The sequence below is a fragment of the Luteolibacter rhizosphaerae genome (genome assembly GCF_025950095.1).
Lineage (GTDB): Bacteria > Verrucomicrobiota > Verrucomicrobiia > Verrucomicrobiales > Akkermansiaceae > Haloferula > Haloferula rhizosphaerae.
The window spans coordinates 125,109-150,304 of record NZ_JAPDDR010000013.1 but is presented as its reverse complement, the minus strand read 5'-3'; the positions used below and the strand labels follow the sequence as shown (position 1 = coordinate 150,304).

Genomic DNA, 25,196 nt, shown 5'->3' with positions numbered 1-25,196 from the left:
ATCTAGCCGCGAAATGGGATTGCGAGCAGATCGGATAGCCATCGTGGGAGCCGGGCCGGGGGGGCTGACCGCCGGGATGATTCTCGCCCGGAGGGGCTTCGACGTGACGATCTACGAGAAGCGCGACCGGATCGGCGGGCGGAATGCGGAGCTGGCCTTCGACGGCTACTCCTTCGATACCGGGCCGACCTTCCTGCACCAGAAGTTCACGCTGGACGAGGCATTCGAGGAGGCGGGGAGGAGCTCGGAGGATTACCTAGACTTTCGCTTGCTCGATCCCATGACCCGCCTGAGCTGGGGCGACGTGTCGCTGGAGACGACGACGGATGCGGAACGGATGGCCCGGCAGATCGAGGCCGCCTTCCCGGGGGATGGCGAGGGCTACCGGCGCTTCATGGCCGATCACGCTCGGAAGATGAAGACCATCTACCCCTGCCTGCAGCACCCCTACCACGAGCTGCGCGCCTACCTGAGCACGACGCTGATGAAGGCGCTGCCCTACGTGGCCACCACGGCCTCGGTGGTGGACGTGCTGGACCGCTACTTCAAGGATGACCGGCTGAAGCTCGCCTTCACCTTCCAGGCAAAGTATCTGGGCATGTCCCCGTGGCGCTGTCCCGCGCTCTTCAGCATTCTCTCCTACACCGAATACAAGTTCGGCATCTATCACGTGCAGGGCGGGCTGTGTCGGATCTCGGATGCGATGGCGAAGGTCTTCGGCGAGCATGGCGGCAAGCTGCGCCTGGGCAGCCCGGTGAAGAGCGTGCGCTTCAGCGGCAAGCGGGTCACCGGACTGGAGCTGGAGGATGGCGAGATCGCCGAGTGCGACCACGCAATCATGAATGCCGACTACGCCCATGCGGTGACGACGCTGATGGGCGAGCGAACGCAAACGGAGGATGAGATGAAGCGGAAGAAGTTCTCCTGCTCGACCTTCATGCTTTACCTGGCGCTCGACAAGATCTACCCGGAGCAGCCGCACCACCACATCCTCTTCGCAAACGACTACCGGCGCAACGTGGAGGAGATCCAAGGCGAGAAGGAGATCTCGGAGGACATGTCGATCTACATCCGGAACTCCGGGGTGACCGATCCGCTGGTGGCACCGGAGGGGAAGTCGGGGATCTACATCCTGGTGCCCACGATCAATACGAGGCACGGTGTGGACTGGGCGCGTCTCGCCCCGGCGTATCGCGAGAAGGTGCTGGAGCGGATCGAGCAGCGCACGGCGCTCAAGGACCTGCGGCGCCACATCGTGGCGGAGAGGATGATCACGCCGGAATCCTGGCGCGACGAGATGGATGTCTTCATGGGCGCGACCTTCAACCTCGCCCACACACTGGACCAGATGCTCTACCTGCGGCCCCACAATCGGATGCGCGGATACGAGAACCTCTACCTGGTAGGCGGCGGGACCCACCCCGGCAGCGGCCTGCCGACGATCTACGAGAGCGGCCGTATTTCCTCGAACATGATCTGCGACAAGCTGGGCGTCCCCTACGAGACCTCGGATCTAGCCGGTGCGCTGCTGTGAACCCCGTTTGGCAAGCGCGCCGGAGAAGCGGAGGCGATTGTAGCGCTGGATGATGATGCAGGGCAGATTGAGCGCGAGCATGGCCACGGTGATCACGATGCAGGCCCAGGGCGGATTCCAGAGGAAGAACAAGGGAGTGAAGGCGAGCGCCAGCCAATGGCAGACCTCGCCGCGGCGGGTCTCGGTCACGAAGCGGCGGAGGTCGCCCGACTGCCGACTGTGAAGGCGGGACTTCGCATAGCCGCTGCGGAACCAACTGCCACCATCCGGGAGCAGATCCTTCCAGCGCTTCACCAGCAGGAGGCTCTCATACCTTCGGCGGCGCGCGGGAGCCGGAGATTGTAGCGGCCGCTCGAACCATCCCGCGGGGAGATGCGTGAAGAGCCAAGCGAGGCCCATCTGCAGGACGGGAATGCCCGCGGAATTCAGGGCGATGACCCAGAGCACCGGCAGCTCAAGCAGCATGGAGTTCACGGCCTTTCCATGTCGCCTTTCGCCCCGCGGGTCCGAGCGAGCGCAGGAAGACGACGAGGTAGAAGATGAGCACCACGGGATAGACCAGCCCGCAGAGAGGCGAGAAGGAACCCACCCGCCGCAGCATCGCGATCATTTGCAGCGCGAAGGCGGCGTAGAGGAGCCAGCCCCATGGCGTGACACAGGGGGCGATGATGCCCGTCACCAGACCGCCGATCCATGCGGAGATCCCGAAGAGCACCCTGCCCGGCGTGGCGGCGGCCCCGGCGGCGAAGCCCTTGGTCCAGCCATTCACCAGCTCCGCGATGCTGCCGGGATACATGCGGAAATTCAGGATGCCCTTGCCCGGAATGCTGGAGGTCCTGCCGCCCGAGGCCCGGATGCGCTCCGCGAACTTCACGTTCTCCAGGATCTCCGTTTTGACTGCGGCGTATCCCCCTGCTTGCTGGTAAGTCTCGCGGTCGATCAGGAGGCATTGACCGACAAGACTGGTCGGCACGGTGCTCGCCACCATGATGAGATTGAACATGGCGGAGAGCTGCTCGTGAGGCTTCTCCACCGCGTGATAGGGGCAGACCGCGAAGGCCCCGCCCATATAGCGCGCGAGGATCTGCTCCAGGCCGCCGGGGGCGAAGCGGCAATCGGCATCCAGGAAAAGCAGCAGCTTGCCCGTGGCCTCCTCCGCCCCGCGCGCGCAGGCCCATGGCTTGCCCCGCCATGAGTCCGGCAGGGGGCCGGGACTGATAACCCGTGCTCCTGCCTCGCGTGCGATGGCGGCGGTATCGTCGGTGGAGTTGTCATCCACCACGAGCACTTCAAGCGGCTGGCGATCCTGCAGCCGGAGCGATTCTAACAGTACCGGGAGATTGCCGGCTTCGTCGCGGGCAGGGATGATCACCGACACTTCCCGGATCATGCCGCGCCCGCCAGCTCCCGCCGCAGGGGCACGCAGCCGCCGCAGCATCGGGAGGCTCGCCACCCATTGCACGGCACCTGCGGTGAGAATGATCAGTTCCGGTCCCATGCCTGGATCTTCCTGCAAACATTCTGGCCGCACTGCACCACCATGGGCATGCCGCCGCCGGGATTCACCGAGCCGCCGACGAAGAAGAGATTGGGATACTTCGTGCTCTGCTTCGGGGCCTTGAAAGCGAAGTTCTTGAAGCGGTCGGAGACCACGCCGTAGATCGATCCCTTGTTCGAGTTGTATTGCTCGCGGATGTCCTGCGGCGTCCAGAGGTGCTCCACCACCACGTGGCGGCGCAGGTCCTGCAGGCCCATGCGCTCCAGCTTGTCGAGGACCCGCTCCTTGAAGCGTTCGTAGTCCTGGCGGGTCAGCGGTTGCTGGTCGTCGATGTAGGGGATGTGCGGCAGGATCTTAAGGGTATCGCAGCCGGGGGGGGCCACACTCGGATCGCTGCGCGAGGCGGCGACCAGATAGATGGTCGGATCGTCCGGCAGGCGGCGTTCCTTGAAGACGCTTCGGAAATGCGCTTTTTGATCCGCGGAGAAGAAGAAGTTATGATGGGCGAGCTGCGGGTAGGTAGTATCGAGCCCGAGCTCGAGAATTAGTCCCGAGCATGCGGGCTCGTATCGTGCGAGGCTTTCCATGAAGCTGTCATCCTCTCCGAGAAGCTCGGCGTAGGCGGGGATGATCTCCATGTTCGAGACGATGATGTCCGCGGGATGAAAGCTGCCATCGGCGGTGACTATGCCCTGCACCTGCTCGCCCTCGCGCCGGATTGTTCGCACCGCCTGGCCGAGGTGGAGCTCGATGCCGATCTCATCCATGAGCTTCCCGAGGCCTTCCGCGATGCCATAGAGGCCGCCATCGACATACCAGAGGTCGTAGCGGAACTGGATCGCCGGCAGGCAATTCATGAAGGCTGGCGCCTGGTAGGCGGAGGAGCCGACGTACTTGATGAAGTAGTCGAAGATGTCCCGCATCTTCGGCGACTTCAAGTGGCGTTTCACCCCGCCATGCATGGTGCGGAAGAAGTCGAAGCGGGGGAACTGGAAGAAGCCATAGTGCTCCGAGAACTCCTTTGCCGTATCGAGGCCTTTCTGGAAGTAACCCTCATCGACCAGATCGAAGAGCCGGGAAGAATACTCGAGGAAACTGACAATTGCGGCCGGATCCTCACCGGCTTTTTCCGCTTCCCGTGCCATGACGGCGGGATCCGGATGCAGATCGATCGAGACGCCGTCCTCGAAGAAGTTCCGCCAGTGCGGGCGTAGCGGGCGGATCGCGATGTAGTCTGCCATCTTCTTGCCCGAGCCTTCGAAGAGACGCTCGAAAATGTGCGGCAGGGTGAGGATGGATGGACCGAGATCGAAGGTGTAGCCGTCCCGTCGGAGCACGTTGAGCTTGCCGCCGATCTGCGCGTTCTTCTCGTAGATGCTCACCCGGTAGCCGGCTTGGGCGAGGGAGATGGCGGCGGAGATCCCACCCAATCCCGCGCCGATGACAATCACATGTTTTGGGGGCTTAGCGCTCGTCACCATTTCGGGCGGAGTATGGTCCGGCTCCGGATTTTTGCTAGAGATTCTCTGTCAGCGGGCGATGGTCGGGAACTCATGGCGGCTCATTCCATTCCCGAACGTCAGCGAGCCTGGCTGGCCGCTCATGGTCCCCGAAGCCGCGGCGAGCGCGAGCAATCGCTCCGCATCCTGCTCGATGGACTGGAGCGTCACGAGGCCGCTCTCCTGGATGCGCTGCATGCCGATCTGGGCAAGACACCTGAGGAAGCCTACAGCTCGGAGATCCATCTCATCCGTCAGGAACTCCGCCATGCGCTGCGGCATCTGAAGGGCTGGATGAAACCCGAGCGCCGTCGCGTGCCCGCCATGGCTTGGCCCGGCCGGGCCTCCCTTCATCGCGATGCCTGCGGCTCGGTGCTCATCATCGGACCGTGGAATTATCCGCTGCAGCTGCTGCTGACGCCGCTAGTGAGCGTGATCGCCGCGGGTAACAGCGCGGTGCTCAAGCCCTCCGAATACGCGCCCGCCACCAGCAGGGCGGTGGCGAGCTTGATCGGGGATTGCTTCGACGAACTAGAGGTCGCCTTGGTGGAGGGAGGCGCGGACGAGTCGCAGGCCTTGGTCGCTCAGCCATTCGATCACATCATGTTCACCGGCGGGACCGGGACCGGTCGCAAGATCGCGGCGACGGCAGGCGAGAGGCTGATCCCGGTGACCTTGGAACTCGGCGGCAAGTGCCCGGCGCTGGTCTTTCCTGCAGCTGCGGAGCGCGGGGGTTTCGAGGCCGGGCTCGAGGTGATCGCCCGTCGCATCGCATGGGGCAAGTATCTGAATGCGGGCCAGACCTGCGTGGCCCCGGATCACGTGCTGGTGGAGCGCGGTCTGTTAGAGCCGCTGATGGCCGCCTTGGCCAAGGCCTTCGATAACTTCGGCCGGACGGATTTCGGGCGGATGGTCAACCGGCAGCACTTCGACCGCGTGCTCTCCTATCTGAAAGAGGGACGGATCGTTTACGGCGGAGGGAGCGATGCGGAGACGCTGAGGATCGAGCCGACGCTGATCACGGATCTGCCACCGGGGGCGAAAGCGATGGAGGAGGAGATCTTCGGGCCCGTGCTACCGGTCATTCCTTGCGACGGGCTGGATGAAGCGCTCGAGCGCGTGCGCGGCATGCCGTCTCCGCTGGCGCTCTACGCCTTCACCCGAGACAAGACCACGCAGGATCACATCGCCTCCCGGACTTCTTCCGGCAGCCTGTGCTTCAACGACACGATCCTCCAGATCACGGGAACGAGCCTGCCCTTCGGCGGAGTGGGTGCCAGCGGCATGGGCCGCTACCGCGGGCGCGCGGGCTTCGAGGCCTTCACCCGCGAGCGATCCGTGCTCAAGCGCGGCCTCCGGCCCGACTTCGATTTCCGCTATCCGCCCGCCAAGCTGCCGATCGACAAGATGCGGCGGGTGTTCAAGTTCCTTGAGCGAATCTGAGCCGCCGGGGAAATCGCACCTGAAGGCGGAGCGAAGGAGGGAGGAAGTACGAGGACTGGGATTCGAACCCAGGACCAATTGGTTAAAAGCCAACTGCTCTACCGACTGAGCTATCCTCGCTTTTTGATTCTTCCGTGCCCAAGACCGTTTCCGGCCCGCCGGGGCGGCGATGGGTAGAGGCGGGGTCAGGGTTTGGCAAGTTCATTTTGCCTACAATTCGAGGGCTTCCCGCAGGAAGTCGTTGAGCGCGTAACCGGGGCGCATGACTAGGCGGGCCGTGATTCCGAGCCGGGCGGCGCCTTCGAGATCGGCGGAGGCGGAGTCGCCAGCGTGCAGGACTTCCGCGGCATCCACGCCGAGGGCAGCGAGGGCAGACTGGAAGATCGCGGGCTCCGGCTTGCGCGAGCGGGCATCGGCAGAGGTGATGACGGCATCGAAATGCAGGCCGTGACCGGCGAGGATGCCATGCAGGCGGCGGTCGAAATTCGAGACCACGGCGAGCTGGAATCCGGCGGCGCGGGCGGAGGCGAGCATCTCCGGCACTTCCGGGAAGACCTGCCAGGCAACGGGATCCGCATAGTGGGCGAAAAGCGCCTCGAAGCAGGCGGCTACGGCGTCGCTATCCAGTTCGCGGTCTGCGGCACGGCTCAGGGTAGCGCTCACGAGCTGCCGCCACCACTCGCGCTCGGCGGCATCGCCCTGCGGATGGGCCGCCCAGTCAGGATCGCCGGTGCTGGAGAAGAGCTCGGCGAAGGCCGCCTTGATCCCGGCGGTCTCCAGCGGGATGCCGTGGGCGGCGGCGTGCCGTGCATAGACGGCGGCGACCGATTCAGCGGGCTCGATCAGGGTCCCGGCAGCATCGAGGAAGAGGGCACGGATCACGGCGCGGAGCCTGTTGGGCAAGGGTCTCTCCCGCAAGTTCTGCTTCCCGCCTGCCCCGGCCGGAGGAAGCACGATCACGGGGAAGCTCAGTTTCCAGGGGCCACTGGCCGCTTTCTTGCTGCGCCTGCGAAACGGTGCCGCCAAATGCTCTCGATCTCGAATCCGCCGTTTTCCTGCGGCATCACAATGATTCCGACCGAGTCCGTGCCGGCAGCGGTAGTGAGCTCCACGCTGCCTTCCCGCGCGGGCTCCATCAGTATTCTGGAGGATCCGACCGATTCCTCGTGGAGCAATGAGAGAAGCGCTTCAGGAGTATCCAAGCCCCAGATCCCGGCTTCCTTCTCCTCCCGGGCCCGACCGGCGACGAGGCGGTCCAAGCCGGTGTGACGCATTTCATTGGTATCGAGCGCGAACTTCGCGGTGCGAATCTCCAGTGAGGTAGCATCCGATGGTGCGCGCCTCAGTGGCGTCATCAGCACGAAGATCCAAGCTCCCTCTCCATCAAGATAGCCTCCCGTGAGGACAGATTGCCCCGGCTGAAGGGTGGCGGTGGTGTGACCATCGAAACCCGTGGGGTAGTCTTTCATTGTGCGCACCACGTTCTGCAGCTCCGTGAAGTCCGGGGCTCCGTCAGCAGCCTCCCGCTCGGCACGCGGACCTGACTTGCCCGACAAACCTGCCGCGGATCCCGGTCCCGGCCCGCTGCGCCTCTCCGCCGACGAATTCGTATCGCCGGTCGTTCCGGTCTGCCGGCCCGCGGCGAAGGTCCCCAAGTAGATCAAAAGGGCGAGAACCAGCAGCGACGCAATCGTAATCAGCAGCCTCATTATCCGGACTACTAAATCCCTGGGTGGACGATTTTGTCTGCATGAGCTGCAGTGAGCATCCTAAGCTCCGGCCATGAAGCGGCGCGAGTGGATGGGTGTGGCATTGGCCGCGGGATGCGGGGGCTCCTGCCGGGAGAAGCCGGTGGCGATCGCGGGCCCCTCCCCTGCTCCGGAGGCGGAGCCGGCGTCGCAGCCGCTGGAAGATCATTGGGAACACGTGATGGGCGGGGAGCTCAGCCAGCCGGAACCGGGGATTCTGCGGATCCAGTGGGGCGAGAGCCTGAGCGCGATCCGCTGGAAGGGGGCGCCGGTGACCCTACCCTTCGAGGTGGAGTGGGAGGCGCGGCGAATCGATGGCAGCGACTTCTTTTCCGGCCTGACCTTCCCGGCCCGGGCATCCGGGGAATCCCTGACTTGGGTGGTCGGCGGCTGGGGCGGGGCGCTGGTGGGAATCTCCTCGATCGACGGGAAGGATGCCGCGGAGAACGAGAGCACCCGGCACCGGGCCTTCGAGAAAGGGCGCTGGTACCGGCTGAAGCTGCGGCGGGAGGGCGAGCGGCTGGCCACTTGGATCGATGGGGAGCCGGTACTGGACCTTGATACCAGCGGCAAGACGCTGGGCCTGCGGCCGGGACCGATCGATTGCTGCGCCCCCTTCGGCCTGGCCACTTGGCAGACCACCGGGGAATTCAAGGGCTTGCGCTGGCGGGCCTTGCAGGACTGAGGCTGGCGGGAGATTCGGCTTGCAAGTCAAGGTATTCCGGCGTATCCCCCCGCCGATCAATCTTCCGACACGAAGGAGTGGGTCGAAAAACCCGCTCTTTTGCGTCTCTGGACATACGGAGCGCTACGCGCCGCACTGCCCGCCATGACCAACGACATCGTCGCACTCATCGATTACTACGAGAAAGAAAAAGGCATCGACCGGGACAAGGTCGTTGCCGCGCTCGAGTACGCTTTCATTTCAGCCTATCGCAAGATGGTTCCGGGGGCCGATGCGATCGAGACCCTGCGCGCCGATGTGAATACCAAGAAGGGCGAGACCCGCATCTTCGCGGTGCTCACCGTGGTCGAGGATGGCGAGCAGAACGACAAGTTCAACCAAGTGGTCCTCTCCACTGCCTCGAAGAAGAATCCCTCCGTGCAGCCGGGCGAGACGATGGAGTTCAACGTGACTCCGAAGGACTTCGGCCGCATCGCCGTGCAGACTGCCAAGCAGACGATGATGCAGCGCCTCCGCCAGGCGGAGAAGGAGATGATTTACGAGGAGTTCAAGGACCGCGCGGGGGACATCGTCTCCGGCACCGTCCGCCGCTTCGATCGCAGCGACGTGCTCGTCGACCTCGGCAAGTTCGAGGGCGTGATGCCGAGCCGCGAGCGCGTGCAGACCGAGGAGTACAACATCGGCGACCGCATCCGCGCCTACGTGGTGGCGGTGGAAAACGAAGGCCGCGGCCCGGAGATCATCCTTTCCCGCAGCCACCCGAACTTCGTGCGCCGTCTCTTCGAAGCCGAGGTAAACGAGATTTCCGACCGCACCGTGGAGATCCGCGGGATCGCGCGTGAAGCCGGCTACCGCACCAAGGTGGCCGTGTGGAGCACCGACGACAAGGTGGACCCGGTGGGCGCCTGCGTGGGCCTGCGCGGTGCACGCGTGAAGAACATCGTCCGCGAGCTCAACAACGAGAAGGTCGACATCATCCGCTGGAGCGACAATCCGGAGGAATTCGTCCGCGAGGCGCTCAAGCCCGCCGTGCTGCGCACCATCACGGTGGATACGGAGAACCGCGTGCTCCACGTGACCGTGGAGGAAGAAGACCTGAGCAAGGCGATCGGCCGCCGCGGCCAGAACGCCCGCCTGTCCTCCCGCCTGATGGGCTGGGACGTGCAGGTCCGCAAGGACGAGAGCAAGCTCGAGCAATTCGAGAAGAAGATCGCCGGTGCCGCGCACTCGGTGGGCGAGCTTCTCGGCTTGGAAGACGAGCTGGCCGACAAGCTTTTCCGCGCCGGCGGCACCAGCACCGACATGGTGGCCGACATGGACGCCGAATACATCATGGAGGAACTGGGCGTGTCCGAAGAACGGGCGCTCGATATCCTCGCTCGGGCGCGTGGCAATGCTGCCTCCGCTTGACACATCATCCATCTTTACCTCCCCGGAGCTGATCCAAACCGTCTGCTCCGCAACGACCGCATTATATCCGCCTGATGGCTAAAGACAGCAGCGACAGTACTCCGCCGAAACGCAAGGTTCTCGACCTGATCGAGCAACCGAAGTCCGCCTCGCGCCGTGACCGGCAACGGGCGGCCCAAGCCGCGGAGTCCGCACCGCCCCCGCCGAGCGAGTTGCAGAAGAAGAAGGACGGCGCTCTCGACCTCTTCAGCGATGAGGGCAAGAAGAAGAAGTCCGGCGTGCGCAAGACCGAGCAGTCCGGCAAGGCCGTGCTGCCCACGATCTCCAAGATCCTGGAAGACGAGGAGCCGAAGGCCGAGGTCCCCGCGACCCCGCCGCCGCCGGCCGAGTCCGTCTCCCCCACCCCGGCTCCGGTCGAGGTGCCGGCTGCCAGCGAGGCCGCCGCGGAAGACAGCGGCAACGTCATCAGCATCAAGCCGCCGATCATCGTCAGCGAGCTGGCCACGCGCATGGGACTGAAGCCCTTCCGCCTGCTGGCCGACCTGATCAAGCTGCAGGTTTTCGTCGCCCCGCATCAGGCCATCGAGCCGGAAGTGGCGGTGAAGGTCTGTGAGATGCACGGCTTCACCTTCGAGCGCGAGAAGCGCGAAAAGGGCGGTGGCGTGCACAAGGTGGAGGAAGTGGTGGTGGAACCGGAAGCTCCGCTCGACGAGCCGGAGGACCTGCTCCAGCTGCGCCCGCCGATCATCACGATCATGGGTCACGTCGACCACGGGAAGACCTCCCTGCTCGACTACATCCGCAAGACCAAGATCACGGCCGGCGAGGCCGGTGGCATCACCCAGCACGTGGCCGCCTACAAGGTGGAGCACGAGGGCAAGCCGATCACTTTCATCGATACCCCGGGCCACGCGATCTTCTCGGACATGCGTGCCCGCGGCGCGGACATCACGGACATCGTGGTGCTCGTGGTCGCCGCGAATGACGGCATCATGCCGCAGACGCTGGAGGCGATCGAACACGCCAAGAAGGCGAAGAAGACGATCATCGTGGCGATCAACAAGATCGACCTGCCGACCGCCAACTCGATGCGCGTGAAGACGCAGCTCGCGGAGAAGGGCCTGCAGACCGTGGACTTCGGCGGCGACGTCGAGTTCGTGGAGATCTCCGCCCTGACCGGTGCCGGCATCCCGGACCTGCTGGAACTTCTGGCCCTGCAGGCCGAGGTGCTCGAACTGAAGGCGAACCCGAAGGGCAATGCCCGGGCCGCCATCATCGAGGCCCGGGTGCAGCCCGGCCGCGGCGCCACCGCTTCGGTGATCGTCGAGACCGGCACGCTCAAGGTGGGCACGCCTTTCATCTGCGGCCCCTTCGCGGGCAAGGTGAAGTCGCTCATCAACGACCGCGGCGAACAGATCAAGGAAGCCAAGCCCGGCACTCCGGTGGAAGTCATCGGCTTCGACGAAATGCCGAACGTGGGTGACGAACTGGTGGAGATGGACAATGTCCGCGCCGCCCAGAAGCTCGCCGACGAACGCCAGCTCGACCTGCGCAACTCGCGCCTGAAGATGACGCAGAAGAGCCGCATGGAGGATCTCTTCTCGAACGTGATCGAAGGCACCGGCAAGGCCGTGCTGAAGCTCGTGCTGAAGTGCGACGTGCAGGGTTCGGTCGAAGCGATCAAGAAGGCGATCGGCGACATCCAATCCGACAAGGTCACCGCCCAGGTCATCATCGGCGGTGCCGGTCCGATCACGGAAGGCGACGTGCAGATGGCCAGCTCCGCGGATGCCGTGGTGCTGGGCTTCAACACCAAGGTGGAAGCCAACGCCGTGAAGGCGGTGAAGTCCGAGGGTGTGCAGGTGAAGCTCTACTCGATCGTCTACGAACTGATCGACCAGGTGCGCGAGGCGATGCTCGGCATGCTCGAGCCGCTCACCCGCGAGAACATCATCGGCCACGCCGAGGTGCGCATGATCTTCAAGCTCTCCAAGTCCAAGGGCCGCGCCGCCGGTTCCTTCGTCAAGGATGGCAAGATCCACCGCAAGGCCCACGCCCGCGTCCTCCGCGGCGGGGTGCCGGTCTTCGACGGCAAGATGTCCACGCTCCGCCGCTTCCAGGACGAAGTGGAAGAGGTCAAGTCGGGCATGGAGTGCGGTATCCGCCTCGGGGAATTCAACGAATACCAGGAAGGCGATATCATCGAGTGCTACACGCTCGAGAAGATCCCGCAGACGCTGTAAAAAGGCAGAGACGGAAGACTGGAAGACTCAGGACACAAGACCTGAAGCTTCCGGTCGACGGTCGCCTCACCGGTTGTTTTCCACTCTTGTGTCTTCAGGTCTTGCGTCTTGAGTCTTCTGCTCTTCTGTCTCCCATGAGCCATCGAATCGATCGAGTTAACGAGCTTCTCAAGCGCGAGATCGGCACCGTGATCCAGAAGGATTACGAGTGGCACGGTGCGCTGGTGACGGTGAGCGCGGTGGAGACCACGCAGGACATCAAGGAGGCAAAGGTGTGGATCAGCGTGCTGGGCGGCCGCGTGGACAACGTGCTGGACAAGCTCAACCACGACCACGGCAGCATCCAGAAGAAGATCTCCAAGCGGGTGGTGCTGAAGTCCATGCCGGTGCTGAGTTTCCGCCACGATGGCTCCGCCGAGCGCGGGGTGGAGATCGTGAACCTGCTGGACGAAGTGGCGAAGCTGCCGACGGCGAAGGATTCGGATCCGGAGTGAGGTCTATCGCAGCGGAATGACTTCGTCATTCCGGCTGGGGGAGTCATCGAACGAGAACTCCATGCCATCTCCGGGCTCATCCGCCCCGCCGGAACCACGAAGTGCTTCCGCTACACCCCCCGCTCCCCGCCCTGGAGGGGCATCGGAACTTAGCCGGTCGGCAAGCGCAGCGCAGCCACCGGCCAAGCCCGCCTAACGATTGGCGTCCCGGAGGGCCGCAGGAAATGCGCCCCTCATCAAAAGCCCTGCTTCAAGATGACCGCGCAGCCATCAATCTGTTAGACCTCACCCATACGCTCCACCCACCTTGCACTGACTTATTATGTGGTCTTCAGCACGAAGGACCGTGAACCATGGATCGATGCAAAATGGAGAGACCGCTTTCACTCATTCTTGGGCGGCGCCGCCCGCTCCATCGATGTGGTACCGATTGCAGTAGGAGGTGTGGCGGATCACGTGCATCTCTTATTAGGCCTCCGGGCAACCCACGCATTGGCGGCGGTCCTGCGTGACATCAAGGTCGCCTCTTCCCGATGGGTGCATGAGGAGATCGGTCAGAAGCGATTCGCGTGGCTCTTGGAGAAATGCGCTGTTCCCTACAATCCGGAACATCTCTGGTAGAAACGACAGTTCCGGCGGCCCTCCGGGACGCCAAGCACTCGAACACCCCACCGGTGGCTGCGCTTCGCTTGCCGACCGGCTAAGTTCCGATGCCCCTCCGGGGCGGGGAAAGCCGTCTTCGCATCTCGAGGCATGTTCTGCCATGGCGGCGAAAGCCCTCCAGTGCTTCGGGCGACTCGGCTTCTCCCTTATGATCGACATGGGGTTCTTGCCCGCGGATGTCCCCAGCCGGAAGGACGAGAGCCCTTCCGCCACGATGACGGGCTCCTATCTACGATACTTGTCGTAGTTCCTACTCCGGATTGGCCCTGCGCAGGGAGGGCACCATGCCGAGCCAGGTGGTGATCATCGCGATGACCAGCACGAGGCTGAAGGCGGGGCCGGATTTCCCCTCCCCCAGATCGAGACTGGGATTCGCGGCCATGTCAGCGGTCACGACGCCGCCGAGCACCAGCACCGCGGCCATGCAGGAGCCGAAGACGAAGCGGCCCTTCACCGATTCATTGGTGAATACCATCGAGGCGGGGATCGCGGCGACCATCATGGTGCCACCGGCCACGGCCACCGGCAGGAACTCGGTGATCGCCCCACCTGCCAGCGTGAGCAGACCACCGAAGAACAGGATGCCGATCGCCACGCCCTCCACCTTCTCCGAGCGGTCCAAGGAAAGACGGGCTACGGGATCCTTCAGGATCAGGAAATTCGCGATCCCCGAGGAGAGCCAGGTCCCGAAGAGGAACATGTAGTAGACGAACATCACCACCAGCGCGAGCAGCGGATGAACCGCCGCGGCGATGCCCCGCACGATGCGGAAGCCGAAGACCACGCCGATGACGATCAGCATCTGGTACTTGTCGCTGAAGCGCTGCATGAAGAAGGCCCAGCGCAGGAAGAGACGATAGAAGGCGGAGCGGGCGCGGTAGGATTCCTTCAGCCCGTCCTTCGCGAACTTCAGGTCCGGCTGCAGCCGCAGCGCTTCCTTGAACATCTGTTCGGCCTCCTGCACCTGGCCGCGCTGCAAGGCGGCCCAGCCGGAATTCGCGAAGGAGAAGGCATTGTCCGGATCCCGGGCGAGACGACGCCGCGATTCCTGTTGGGATTCATCCAGCTTGTTCTGCAGGCGGAAGACGTGCGCCATCAGGTTCGAGGCACTCTCGTCATCGGGATCGAGCTCCAGCGCTTGGCGTGCGGATTCCTCCGCCTCCTTCCAGCGGCTCAGGCCGCAGAGCGCGAGCGTCTTCGCATTCCACGAGTAGACGTCCTCCGGATCCATGGCGATGGCGGCCTCAGCCATGATCAGCGCTTCCTTCTCGCGATCGAGCTGGCAAAGGATGTTCGCCTGCAGGGCGAGCGGGAATGGATCGTTCGGCGAGAGACCGGTGGCCTTGCGAGCGTCCTCCAGCGCCATGGCCTTCGAGCCCTGCATCTCGATGCGGTTCAGCGCCAGCTCGATGTGGGCGGAAGCATCATCCGGATGATGGGCGAGATGCGCGTGCAGCATCGCCACCGCTTCCTCGTGGCGGCGGTGCTGGCGGAGCATCTGGGCGCGGGCAAAGGGCGAGCTCATGCTTTCTTCAGTCCGAGGTAGACCAGCACATCATCGTAGAAGCCGCTCTGATTCGCATAGAGCGCGTGGTTCTTCGCACTCTCGAACCATTTGCGTGTGGAGGGCTTCACCTCCTTGCTCGCCTTTGCCAGCATCTTGCCGCTGACGGGTACCACGCTGCCCTTCTTCATGGCTTCCGTGAGCGCCAGCTCGGTGGCTTGGTCGAAGACCGCGCGCAGGTCCGCGCCGGAGAAGCCATCGGTGCGCTTCGCGATGTCCGCGGGATCGAAGTCCACCAGCGGCTTGCCCTTTGCATGGATCTTCGCGATCTCTTCGCGGGCACCGACATCCGGCGGCGGCACGAAGATGATGCGATCGAAACGGCCGGGACGCAGGAAGGCGCCGTCGAGATGCCAAGGAGCATTCGTCGCGCCCAGGATCAGCAGGCCGTCATTCGCCGCTTGAGCGCCGTCGAGTTCGCTGAGGAATTGATTGATGAGATTGCGACCGGCGGATTGCCGCATGTCCCGGCGATCGGCAGCGAGCGCATCCGTCTCATCGAAGAAGAGCACGGCGGGTGCGGACTTGCGCGCCAGTTCGAAGATCTTGTGCAGCTTCTGCTCGGACTCGCCGATGTACATGTCCAGCACCTGGTGCAGGCCCACGGAGAAGAAGGAGGCATTGATCTCCCCTGCCGTCGCACGCGCCATCAGGGTCTTGCCGCAGCCGGGCGGGCCGTAGAGCAGCACGCCGCCGCCGGGCTTCTTGCCATAGGCGGCGAAGAGTTCGGGATTCTTCAGCGGATGGATGATCTTCATCCGGATGTCATCCTTCACCTTCTCCATGCCGCCGATGTCCTCGAACTTGAGGTCGGCGCGGACGCGGAATTCCAGATCGAGATCGCGGGCGGTCACGGCATCCATGCCGTCAAAGGGGTTGCCATCGTCCTCGTCTTCTTCCTCGTGGAAAGTGCCGGAGGAAGTCATCGCCACGCGCTTGTTGCCGCCGGCCTTGAGGATCGATTGCAGGAATTCATCGTCCGCTTGGGCGCGATCGAGATCCACCGCGGTGTCGTAGTAGGAGCGGGCGGCCATCGCGTCCCCTTCATCGAAGGCGATGCGCGCACGCAGCATCCATGCGGAAGCGAGCTTCGGCTGGCGGGCGCAGAGCGATTCCAGACGCACCGCGGCCTCCGAGCTTTCCCCGGCCATGTCGAGCAGGCGGGCGATCCCGACCAGCGCCTCGCCGTGATCCGGCTGAAGCACCACCACGCGATCGAAGCAGGAGCGTGCATCCGCCAGCTCGAAGCGGTCTTCATGCAGCTTCCCCACCATCATCAGCAGCGGGATATTGTCGGGAGATGCGGCGAGCGCGATCTTCAGGGCTTCCAAGTCCATAAGCGGAGAAAAGCCGAGATCGGGGGGGAAGCAAGCGCGGAGCGGCAGGAGTTCAGCTCCCAAAAGCGTTCGACCGCCGGTGTAATTCGTTCACCTACGTGTCAAGCAAGGATGGCTTCGATTTGGGATCGCCGATTTTGGGATCGCCGATTCCTTGAGAAGCAATCGTATGAAGTAGCCGAAGATCCGGGACACCCCTAAATCTCAGGAAAATGCCGCTAGAGGCACGTTCTCTGAAGATATTACGCAAGACAGCTCCATCGACCGAAAAGGCCTTGCAGCACACTTCGGCAAGCCCTCTAGGCGGGAATTGCGGACGATAGCGACGTTGAAATCAGCCGATCGAGATAGCTTCTGGCTGCTGACGCCAGAGCCTCATCCGTTGCATGACGGGCCTCATAAACTAGAAATGGTTCCTGCCAGGATAGGCCGCAGCGATTTGCAGTGGATTGAAGAGGCTTGAGTAGATCCGCTGCCGAAAACAAGTTCACTCCCTCCGCCGTGTAGGCGGACGATCGGTTACCCAGCGTCGCTGCTACCATGAGCGGACGGCCCGCAAGCTTCGCCCCTTCCGTGTCGGGATTGATATAGAACATGCGTGTAAGGACGCGATCCTGCCATGCTTTCAGCGCGGGAGGCGTGGAGTACCATTGCATCGGAAATTGCAGGACCAAAAGATCGGCAAGAACCAATCGAGCGACCTCGGCATCACAATCGATTCCACCATCCGGATACAGGTCTTCCAAGTGCGTTACCTCAACTCCATCCAATCGGGATGCCATCTCAACCAATGCTCGGTTGGCGCGAGAGTTGGAGTAGTTGGGATGTGAGAGAAGGATTTGAATTCGGGGCGTGGCCATGACAAGCGGGTAGGACCTCCGGCCTCCCTCGACAACTCTCCCTTATGGGTAGATTTCCCGTCGCCCCCGATTTATTAGGCTCCACCGATGGACCCCGCGAAATACAAATCGGGCGAAGATGAGACGAACGACTTCAGCCCCCACTCTAAAGAGTGAGTATCCCGCAGAGACGCAGCATCCTCACCACTGTGGCTTCGTGCCGGGCGGGTTCACGATGATGCGTGCTTCCGGGTTGTCGCGGATGTAGGCGAAGGCCCAGCCTAACAGCACCGACAAACGGTTCCGGAAACCGATGAGGAAGGCGATATGGATGAAGAGCCAGGCGAACCACGCGAGCAGACCTTGCATCTTGATCTTCCCGGCCTTCACCACCGCGTGGTTCTTCCCGATGATCGCCATGAAGCCCTTGTCGAGATAGCGGAACTGGGCCCGCAGCTCGAGCTTCTGCGCGGCGAAGCGACCGCTCTCGAGGCGCTTCTCTTCCTTCAGGAGCTTCGCGACATGCCGGCCCATCTGCGTGGCGGCGGGAGCGAGTCCCGGCACCGCGACATCGTTCGCATCCTTCATCCGCACCAGATCCCCAGCGACGAAGACATGAGGGAGGCCCGGCAGCGAGAGATCACCATTCGGCGTTACACGGCCCGCGCGATCCGCCAGCGGCACGCCGAGCATGGCGGTGAGCGGCTGCGCCTCCACACCCGCGGCCCAGATGATCGCCTCGCTCTCCAGCGAGCTGCCATCGGTGAAGTGGAGCATGTGCTTCTTCACATCGTCCACGCGCATGCCGGTCCAGACTTCCACACCCAGCGTCTTCAGGCGCTGGCGGGTGTATTCGCTCTGGTCTTCATCGAAGGCTTCGAGAATCCGCGCCGAGCCCTCGATCAGGATGATGCGCAGCTTCGAGGTATCGATGCGGCGGAAATTCGTACGCAGCGAGCGGTGCACCAGATCCGAGAAGGCACCGGCCAACTCCACCCCGGTGGGGCCGCCGCCGACGATCGCCACCGTCATCAGCCGGCGACGCTCGGACTGATCGGTGGTGAGTTCCGCGCGCTCCAGATTCGAGAGCACGGTGCGGCGCACGCCTTGGGCGTCTGCCAGCGATTTCAGCGAGAGCGTGTGCTCCGCCCACTCCGTCTTCCCGAAGAACGAGGTGCGGGCTCCAGCGGCCAGCAGCATGTAGTCGAAATCATAGCGCGTGGCCGAAGCGCCCGTCGCGAAATTCGCGGCGGTGTCGATCGCCACGATCTCGTCCATCAGCACCGTCACGTTCTTGGCATCCTCCAGGATCTGGCGGATCGAGCGGGCGATATCCGGTGCCGCGAGGGAGGCGGTGGCCACTTGGTAGAGCAGCGGCTGGAAGAGGTGGTGATTGGTGCGATCCACCAAGGTCACCTCGAACCGTTCGTCACCCGCCAGGGTGCGGGCGCATTCCAAACCTGCAAATCCTCCGCCAATGATGAGAACCCGGCTAGCCATGCCATTTACCATTGCAGATCGTTTAAATAATACAAACCGAGCTTGTGAAAATTTTCACAAGCTCGCAATTCACGCTTCCGCAGCGACTTGCGTAATCCCCCTCATCCCGGGTTAAATCGTTCGTTTGACAGGTGGGGTGCTTGAATCAAGGTTGCACTCATGAGCGCGGTAGCTGGAGACTCGAAAGTGGCGACCAAGCAGCGGCTGATTGAAGCCGCAGAAATGCTGTTCGCGGATGAAGGATTCGACCGGGTGTCCGTCCGGGACATCACGAACAAGGCCGGGGCCAATGTGGCCGCGGTGAACTACCACTTCGGAAGCCGTGAAGGCCTCGTCGCCGTGGTGATGGCCCGCTACATCAATCCGGTCACGGAGGAGCGGCTCGCACGTCTCGATGCGCTCGAGCGCCGCTCGGCGGGTAAGCCGCTGGCGATCGAGGAAATCCTGGAGGCATTCATCCGCCCCTTCACCACGCAGGTGCGCCGCTCGGAGCTGTCCGAGAAATTGTTCTTCAAGCTGATGGGCCGCATGTTCGGCCAGCAGGGCTGCGAGCTGCCGCCGCTGGTGGAGAGCCTCTTCATCACCATGGCCACGCGCTTCCAAAAGGCCTTCGCGCGATCCCTGCCGGGCATGCCCGCGGATGAGATCTGGTGGCGCATGCACCTCATGTCCGGAGCGATGATCCACACCATGGCTCACTCCGACAAGGTGCAGCGGATGTCCGGTGGCGAAGCCGGCAACCCGACCACCGAGCAGACCCTGTCCCGCTTCATCCGCTTCTCCGCCGCCGGCATGCGACAAGGCGCGGAGGAGATTGAAGCCGGTGGCGAGGACAAGCCGAAGGGCCCGCAGGTGGAGTTCCCTTTCTGAGGAATCTTCCTGCAGACGACTTTCCACAGCCATCCCGCCCGAACAGGGCCGGATGGCTTTTTCGTGTGAGAGCATTACCTCACCGGCTCGATGCCCTTCAGCGTGGAGAAGCTGATGCGGCGCATGGTATCGAGGAACTCCAGCATGTAGACGGCCGAGGCCTTCCCGGTGGTGGTGGCGGCGTAGAGATTCGCGAAGAGGCCGGACTTCCGGATCGGGCGGGAGGCCACGTAGTTCTTCTCCAGATAGGGCTGCACCGCCCAGCCGGGCATAGCGGCGATGGCGCGATGGCTGGCGACGAGCTGGAGAATGGCCACCGTGAGTTCGGTCTTGCGACGTGGCGGCTCGATCTTCGCCGGTTGTAGTACTTCGCGGATGACATCGATCCGGTCGTCCGGGATCGGATAGGTCACCAGCGTCTCCTTCGCGAAATCCTTCGCCGTGAGATATTCCTTCTGCGTGTAGGGATGCTTCTGCGCCAGCAGGGCCAGCACCTCGTAGCGGAAGAGCGGATGATAGGTCACGCCCGTGCGCGGCCGTGCCTGCGAGACGATCACGAGGTCCGCCGCGTCATCCGCCAGCAGGCCCACTGGGTCCGGCTGGAAGCCCGAGACCAGATCCATCTCCACCTCCGGCCAGCCTTCGCGGAAGGCATCCATGCTCGGCATCAGCCAGTCGAAGCAAGAGTGGCATTCCACCGCGATACGGAGCTGACCGGCGCTGCCATCGGTGATGCGCGCCACGTCCCGCTCGCACTGCATCACCATCTTCTCCACCTCGTAGGCGGTGGTGAGCAGGCGGTCGCCTGCGGGGCTCAGGCGCAGCGGATTGCTCTTCCGGTGGAAGAGCTCGACGCCGAGATAATCCTCGATGGCCTTCATCTGGTGCGAGAGGGCCGGCTGGGAGAGATTCAGGCGCTTGCCCGCCTTGGAGATACTACCCGTCTCCGCGATGGCGACGACGGAACGAAGGTGACGCAGCTCGAGCATGGGCCGGTCCTGATCATTCACCAAACGAATGACCAGCATAAAAACAATGAGCTACCTGCATGACCGGGGATTCCGGCACGCTGGTGGAAGCATGTCAAAGATCCGCACGCACATTCTGGGCTACCCCCGCATCGGGGAGCAGCGCGAACTGAAGAAGGCCACCGAGCTCTATTGGAAGGGCGAGATCCCGGCCCCGGCACTCGAGTCGGTGGGCAAGGAGCTGCGCAAGCACCACTGGAAGAAGCAGCAGGCTGCGGGGATCGACCTCGTGCCCTGCAACGACTTCTCTTTCTACGATCAGGTGCTGGATGCCATCTGCCTCTTCGGGAACGTCCCCGCCCGCTTCGGCTGGGATGGCGGCAGCGTGAGCCTGCAAACGCTCTTCGCGATCGCCCGCGGCGCCCGGGATAGCAAGGCCGCCGGCTCCGAATGCTGCGGCGGCAGTTGCGGCAGCGGCAGCGCCGGATTCGCCAGCGAGATGACGAAGTGGTTCGACACGAACTACCATTACATCGTGCCGGAGTTCAAAGCGGACACGCAGTTCAAGCTCTCCACCACCAAGATCTTCGACGAGTTCAAGGAGGCCCAAGCGCTCGGCCTGAATGCGAAGCCGGTGCTAGTCGGTCCGGTGACCTACCTCACGCTGGGCAAGGTGCAGGATTCCGCGAATCCGGACTTCGATCGCTTCGAACTGCTGGACCGCTTGCTGCCGGTGTATGAGGAAGTGATCGCTAAGCTGGCTGCGGAAGGAGCGGAGTGGATCCAGATCGACGAGCCGGTGTTCGCGCTCGATCTGAGCGAGCGCCAGAAGGAATGCTTCATCGAGAGCTATGCGCGCCTCGCGAAGGCCGCAGGCTCCGCGAAGCTGCTCGTGGCCACCTACTTCGGCGAGCTCCGCGACAACCTCGCGCTCTTCCTCGGCCTGCCGGTCGCGGCCCTGCACTACGATGCGGTGCGCGGTGAAGCGGAGGTGGACGCCCTGCTGAATGCGTTCCCGGCCGACAAGATTCTCTCGCTGGGCGTCATCGACGGCCGGAACATCTGGAAGAACAACTACGACGCCTCGCTCGCGATCCTGGAACAGGCGAAGGCGAAGCTGGGTGCGGCGCGGCTGTGGGTTTCCGCCTCCTCTTCCCTGCTCCACTCGCCGGTCAGCCTGGCGAGCGAGAAGAAGCTGGATGCGGAGATCAAGGATTGGCTCGCCTTCGCGGACGAGAAGCTGGTCGAGATCGTCACGCTGGCCGGGCTGCTCTCCGGATCCGGCGACAGCGCCGCGCTGGAAGCGAACCGCGCCAGCCAGAAGCGCCGCCGCGAGAGCAGGCGCATTCACAATCCCGCGGTGAAGGCCCGGGTGGCGGCAATCACTGCTGCTGACGGCAAGCGAGACTCGGTCTTCGCGGTTCGCCAGGAAGTGCAGCGCGAGAAGCTGGGCCTGCCGCTCTTCCCCACCACTACCATCGGCTCCTTCCCGCAGACTGCGGAGGTCCGTGCCGCACGGGCGAAGTGGAAGAAGAGCGCGCTGAGCGATGCAGAATACGATGCCTTCCTCAAGGAGGAGACCCGCAAGTGCATCGAATGGCAGGACGAGATCGGGATCGACATGCCGGTGCACGGCGAGTTCGAGCGCAACGACATGGTGGAGTACTTCGGCGAGCAGCTCGAAGGCTACGTCTTCAGCCAGTTCGGCTGGGTGCAGTCGTATGGCTCGCGCTGCGTGAAGCCGCCGATCCTCTTCGGCGATATCACCCGCCCGAAACCGATGACCGTCGGGTGGACGAGCTTCGCGCAATCCGTGACGAAGAATCCGATGAAGGGCATGCTCACCGGCCCTGTCACGATCTTGAACTGGTCCTTCGTACGCGATGACCAACCGCGCTCCGTCTCCTGCAAGCAGCTCGCACTGGCGATCCGGGACGAGGTGCTCGACTTGGAAAAGGCCGGGGTGCGCGTGATCCAAATCGACGAGGCGGCGCTGCGCGAAGGTCTGCCACTGCGGAAGTCCCAGTGGCAGGAATACCTGGACTGGGCCGTCGAGTCCTTCCGCATCACGGCGAATGGAGTGAAGGACGAAACGCAGATCCACACGCACATGTGCTACTCGGAGTTCAACGACATCATCGGCGCAATTGCCGGGATGGATGCGGACGTGATCACGATTGAGACCTCGCGCTCGAACATGGAGCTGCTGGATGCCTTCGTGGAGTTCAAGTATCCGAACGAGATCGGGCCCGGAGTCTATGACATCCACTCGCCGCGGATCCCGAGCGTGGAGCAAATGGAGAGCCTGATCAAGAAGGCCGGGGCGGTGATCCCGGCGGGGAATCTGTGGGTGAATCCCGACTGCGGGCTGAAGACCCGCGGCTGGGAAGAAGTGAGACCCGCGCTGATCAACATGGTGGAGGCCGCACGCAAGCTGCGGGCCGCCGCTTTGGCCGCCGTCTGATTTACGATTCCAAGGGGCGGGATGAGTCCGCTTGTCCCGCCCCGTCACCTTTCCCACGAACCGGAAATCCCGATGAAGACCACCGGCAAACGCCTCCCGACGATGCGGGCACGAAACTCCTTCTGCCCGCAGGATCGCATGCCGCGCGCCACACTCGACAGGACCGGCATCCGCCCCGCTCATTTTCCGGTCGGCAGGGCCGGGCAGGATCCGGATCACAGTCCACGGCGACCGCTCCCGGATCCCCATTAAGCCAATTTACATGCACATCCGCGATCTACTCTCAGGCAGCGAACCGAAGTTCTCCTTCGAGTACTTCCCGCCGAAGTCCGCGCAGGCGGCGGAGACCCTGTTCCGCACCATCACGGAGCTACAGCAATGCTCCCCGGCCTTCGTGAGCGTGACCTACGGGGCAGGCGGCGGCACGCGTGAGGCTACACACGGGCTGGTCCTGCGTCTTCTGCGCGAGACCAAGGTGAACACCATCCCCCACCTCACCTGCGTGGGCCACAGCGAGGGCGAAATCACCGAACTCTTGGAGAGCTATGCCGAGGCCGGCGTTTCGAACATCCTCGCGCTGCGCGGCGATCCCCCGAAAAACGGCGGCAGCATTCCCGCGGGAGATTTCCCGTACGCGAGGGATCTGGTCGCCTTCATCCGCCGCTTCTCGGAGCGGCACGGCCATTCTTTCGGGATCGGCGTGGCGGGCTTCCCGGAAGGGCACCCGGGCATGCCCAACCGGATGCGGGAAATGGACCACCTCAAGGCGAAAATCGATGCCGGGGCCGACTATATTTGCACCCAGCTTTTCTTTGAAAACGGGGACTTCTACGACTTCCGCGACCGCTGCGAGCTCTCGGGTATCGCGGTGCCGATCCTCGCCGGGATCATGCCGGTGACGAGCCTTGGCGGGCTGGACCGCATGGCGGAGCTTGCCGCCGGGGCGCGTTTCCCGGCAAAACTCCTGCGCGCCCTGTCCCGAGCCAATGGTGACGATGCCGCGGTGCGCCGGATCGGGATCCACTACGCCACCACGCAGTGCGCCGACCTGCTGGACCACGAGGTGAAGGGCATCCACCTCTACACGCTCAACCAATCCTCCGCCACGGTGGAGATCTTCAACCAACTCGGCCTCCGCAGCCCCGCCTGACCCTCATCCATTCCATTCCCGCCATGTCCGCCACGACCTACCAAGACACCGAAGTCTTCGCCGCGATCCGCGATGAAGAGACCCGCCAGCGCAACAACATCGAGCTGATCGCCTCCGAGAACTTCACCTCGGCCGCGGTGATGAAGGCACAGGGCTCCCACCTCACGAACAAGTATGCCGAGGGCTATCCCGGCCGCCGCTGGTACGGTGGCTGCGAACACGTGGATGTGATCGAGCAACTCGCGATCGACCGCGTGAAGCAACTCTTCGGCGCGGAGCACGCGAACGTACAGCCGCACTCCGGATCGCAGGCGAATACCGCGGTGTACTTCGCGGTGCTGCAGCCGGGCGACAAGATCTTCACCATGGACCTGGCCCACGGCGGGCACCTGACCCACGGCCACAAGGCGAACTTCTCCGGCCGCTTCTACGAGGTGACCCACTATGGCGTGAGCAAGGATGACGAGCGGATCGACTACGACGAACTGGAAGCCACCGCCCGCGAGCTGAAGCCGAAGCTGATCACCGCCGGTGCCTCCGCCTACCCGCGCGAGATCGATTTCGAGCGCCTGGCGAAGATCGCCAAGGAAGTGGGTGCCTATCTCTTCGTGGACATGGCCCACATCGCCGGCCTCGTCGCCGCCGGGGTGCACCCGAACCCGGTGCCGCACGCGGACTTCGTGACGACCACCACCCACAAGTCCCTGCGCGGACCGCGCGGCGGCGTGATCCTGTGCAAGCAGGAGTTCGCCAAGAAGATCGACGCCCAAGTCTTCCCGGGGATCCAAGGCGGCCCGCTGATGCATGTGATCGCGGCCAAGGCGGTCTGTTTCGGCGAGGCGCTGCAACCGGAATTCCGCGGCTATGCCGAGCAGGTGGTGAAGAACGCGCAGGCACTGGCCGCGCGCCTCGCCTCGCACGGCTACCGCATCGTCTCCGGCGGCACGGACAATCACCTGCTGCTCGTCGACCTGCGGCCGAAGGGTCTGAACGGTGCGGACGCTTCCCATGCGCTGGATGAAGCGGGCATCACCGTGAACAAGAACGGCATCCCCTTCGACACCGGCAGCCCGATGAAGCCGAGCGGCATCCGCATCGGCACCCCGGCCGTGACCACCCGCGGCATGAAGGAGTCCGACGTGGAACGCGTGGCCGACTTCATCCACCGCGTGCTGGAGGTGAAGGATGACCAGGCCGCGCTCGAAGCGATCCGCAGCGAGGTCTTCGCCTTCAACAAGGCCTTCCCGCTGCCAGGCTCCGACCTGTAAGCGGACAAACGCCGAGAGC

The 25,196-nt window shown here is 63.7% G+C and carries 21 protein-coding genes and 1 tRNA gene; 11 read left to right on the top strand and 11 right to left on the bottom strand.

Annotated elements, in window-relative coordinates; genetic code table 11:
• The first annotated feature begins 13 nt into the window (after window positions 1-13).
• Complete coding sequence (locus OJ996_RS21940; RefSeq protein WP_319800708.1) at window positions 14-1,534, top strand: phytoene desaturase family protein; 1,521 nt, start codon at window positions 14-16, stop codon at window positions 1,532-1,534.
• Here OJ996_RS21940 and OJ996_RS21935 read toward each other — a convergent pair.
• From OJ996_RS21935 to OJ996_RS21925, 3 genes are read right to left on the bottom strand one after another with little or no spacing between them, the layout of a single operon-like run.
• Complete coding sequence (locus OJ996_RS21935) at window positions 1,514-1,999, bottom strand: glycosyl-4,4'-diaponeurosporenoate acyltransferase CrtO family protein (protein WP_264515845.1); 486 nt, start codon at window positions 1,997-1,999, stop codon at window positions 1,514-1,516. The two genes, OJ996_RS21940 and OJ996_RS21935, sit on opposite strands and share 21 nt — an antisense overlap.
• Window positions 1,989-3,032, bottom strand: a complete 1,044-nt coding sequence (locus OJ996_RS21930) for a glycosyltransferase family 2 protein (RefSeq protein ID WP_264515836.1) — start codon at window positions 3,030-3,032, stop codon at window positions 1,989-1,991. The genes OJ996_RS21935 and OJ996_RS21930 overlap by 11 nt, the downstream gene beginning before the upstream one ends.
• Window positions 3,017-4,483: a phytoene desaturase family protein gene (locus tag OJ996_RS21925; protein WP_264515835.1), complete on the bottom strand. Its 1,467-nt coding sequence runs from the start codon at window positions 4,481-4,483 to the stop codon at window positions 3,017-3,019. The genes OJ996_RS21930 and OJ996_RS21925 overlap by 16 nt, the downstream gene beginning before the upstream one ends.
• A 102-nt stretch (window positions 4,484-4,585) precedes the next feature.
• On the opposite strand from OJ996_RS21925, the gene OJ996_RS21920 reads away from it, so the two are divergent.
• Complete coding sequence (locus OJ996_RS21920) at window positions 4,586-5,974, top strand: aldehyde dehydrogenase family protein (RefSeq protein ID WP_264515834.1); 1,389 nt, start codon at window positions 4,586-4,588, stop codon at window positions 5,972-5,974.
• Window positions 5,975-6,021: 47 nt separating this feature from the next.
• Here the strand turns inward: OJ996_RS21920 and OJ996_RS21915 are convergent.
• The 3 genes from OJ996_RS21915 to OJ996_RS21905 all read right to left on the bottom strand — a co-directional run bounded on the left by OJ996_RS21915 (window position 6,022) and on the right by OJ996_RS21905 (window position 7,683).
• A tRNA-Lys gene (locus OJ996_RS21915) sits at window positions 6,022-6,094 on the bottom strand.
• A 90-nt stretch (window positions 6,095-6,184) separates the two neighbouring features.
• Window positions 6,185-6,856: an HAD-IA family hydrolase gene (locus OJ996_RS21910; RefSeq protein WP_264515833.1), complete on the bottom strand. Its 672-nt coding sequence runs from the start codon at window positions 6,854-6,856 to the stop codon at window positions 6,185-6,187.
• A gap of 86 nt (window positions 6,857-6,942) precedes the next feature.
• A complete protein-coding gene (locus OJ996_RS21905) occupies window positions 6,943-7,683 on the bottom strand; it encodes a hypothetical protein (RefSeq protein WP_264515832.1) in 741 nt (246 codons plus the stop codon).
• 73 nt (window positions 7,684-7,756) lie between these two features.
• Between OJ996_RS21905 and OJ996_RS21900 the strand changes: the two genes are divergently transcribed.
• From OJ996_RS21900 to OJ996_RS26465, 5 genes are all read left to right on the top strand, one after another.
• Window positions 7,757-8,407, top strand: a complete 651-nt coding sequence (locus OJ996_RS21900; protein WP_264515831.1) for a 3-keto-alpha-glucoside-1,2-lyase-like domain-containing protein — start codon at window positions 7,757-7,759, stop codon at window positions 8,405-8,407.
• A 144-nt stretch (window positions 8,408-8,551) separates the two neighbouring features.
• Entirely contained in the window at window positions 8,552-9,817 is a 1,266-nt protein-coding gene (nusA, locus tag OJ996_RS21895) for a transcription termination factor NusA (RefSeq protein ID WP_264515830.1), read from the top strand.
• A 74-nt stretch (window positions 9,818-9,891) separates the two neighbouring features.
• A complete protein-coding gene (gene infB, locus OJ996_RS21890) occupies window positions 9,892-12,060 on the top strand; it encodes a translation initiation factor IF-2 (RefSeq protein ID WP_264515828.1) in 2,169 nt (722 codons plus the stop codon).
• A gap of 134 nt (window positions 12,061-12,194) precedes the next feature.
• Window positions 12,195-12,554 (top strand): 30S ribosome-binding factor RbfA, encoded by a 360-nt coding sequence (gene rbfA, locus OJ996_RS21885; protein ID WP_264515827.1) that lies wholly within the window; start codon window positions 12,195-12,197, stop codon window positions 12,552-12,554.
• Window positions 12,555-12,845: 291 nt separating this feature from the next.
• On the top strand, window positions 12,846-13,175 hold the full coding sequence (locus OJ996_RS26465) for a transposase (protein ID WP_345783803.1): 330 nt from the start codon (window positions 12,846-12,848) through the stop codon (window positions 13,173-13,175).
• 292 nt (window positions 13,176-13,467) lie between these two features.
• Here the strand turns inward: OJ996_RS26465 and OJ996_RS21880 are convergent, their stop codons facing one another.
• The 4 genes from OJ996_RS21880 to OJ996_RS21865 all read right to left on the bottom strand — a co-directional run bounded on the left by OJ996_RS21880 (window position 13,468) and on the right by OJ996_RS21865 (window position 18,457).
• Complete coding sequence (locus OJ996_RS21880) at window positions 13,468-14,742, bottom strand: tetratricopeptide repeat protein (protein WP_264515826.1); 1,275 nt, start codon at window positions 14,740-14,742, stop codon at window positions 13,468-13,470.
• Window positions 14,739-16,118 carry an AAA family ATPase gene (locus OJ996_RS21875; RefSeq protein WP_264515825.1) on the bottom strand — a complete coding sequence of 460 codons (1,380 nt, stop codon included), beginning with the start codon at window positions 16,116-16,118 and terminating at the stop codon, window positions 14,739-14,741. Before OJ996_RS21875 ends, OJ996_RS21880 begins: the two co-directional genes overlap by 4 nt.
• A gap of 299 nt (window positions 16,119-16,417) precedes the next feature.
• Window positions 16,418-16,978 carry an NAD(P)H-dependent oxidoreductase gene (locus tag OJ996_RS21870; RefSeq protein ID WP_264515824.1) on the bottom strand — a complete coding sequence of 187 codons (561 nt, stop codon included), beginning with the start codon at window positions 16,976-16,978 and terminating at the stop codon, window positions 16,418-16,420.
• Window positions 16,979-17,158: 180 nt separating this feature from the next.
• A complete protein-coding gene (locus OJ996_RS21865) occupies window positions 17,159-18,457 on the bottom strand; it encodes an NAD(P)/FAD-dependent oxidoreductase (RefSeq protein WP_264515823.1) in 1,299 nt (432 codons plus the stop codon).
• A gap of 159 nt (window positions 18,458-18,616) precedes the next feature.
• On the opposite strand from OJ996_RS21865, the gene OJ996_RS21860 reads away from it, so the two are divergent.
• On the top strand, window positions 18,617-19,327 hold the full coding sequence (locus tag OJ996_RS21860; protein ID WP_264515822.1) for a TetR/AcrR family transcriptional regulator: 711 nt from the start codon (window positions 18,617-18,619) through the stop codon (window positions 19,325-19,327).
• Between the two features lie 74 nt (window positions 19,328-19,401).
• Here OJ996_RS21860 and OJ996_RS21855 read toward each other — a convergent pair whose 3' ends face one another.
• Window positions 19,402-20,355, bottom strand: coding sequence for a LysR family transcriptional regulator (locus tag OJ996_RS21855; protein WP_264515821.1), 954 nt, complete (start codon window positions 20,353-20,355; stop codon window positions 19,402-19,404).
• A gap of 52 nt (window positions 20,356-20,407) precedes the next feature.
• Here OJ996_RS21855 and metE point away from each other — a divergent pair, with 52 nt between their 5' ends.
• The 3 genes from metE (at window position 20,408) to glyA (ending at window position 25,177) form a co-directional block, all read left to right on the top strand.
• Window positions 20,408-22,759 (top strand): 5-methyltetrahydropteroyltriglutamate--homocysteine S-methyltransferase, encoded by a 2,352-nt coding sequence (metE, locus tag OJ996_RS21850; RefSeq protein ID WP_264515820.1) that lies wholly within the window; start codon window positions 20,408-20,410, stop codon window positions 22,757-22,759.
• A 262-nt stretch (window positions 22,760-23,021) separates the two neighbouring features.
• A complete protein-coding gene (gene metF / locus OJ996_RS21845; protein ID WP_264515819.1) occupies window positions 23,022-23,909 on the top strand; it encodes a methylenetetrahydrofolate reductase [NAD(P)H] in 888 nt (295 codons plus the stop codon).
• A 23-nt stretch (window positions 23,910-23,932) separates the two neighbouring features.
• A complete protein-coding gene (glyA, locus tag OJ996_RS21840) occupies window positions 23,933-25,177 on the top strand; it encodes a serine hydroxymethyltransferase (RefSeq protein WP_264515818.1) in 1,245 nt (414 codons plus the stop codon).
• Window positions 25,178-25,196: the final 19 nt, after the last annotated feature.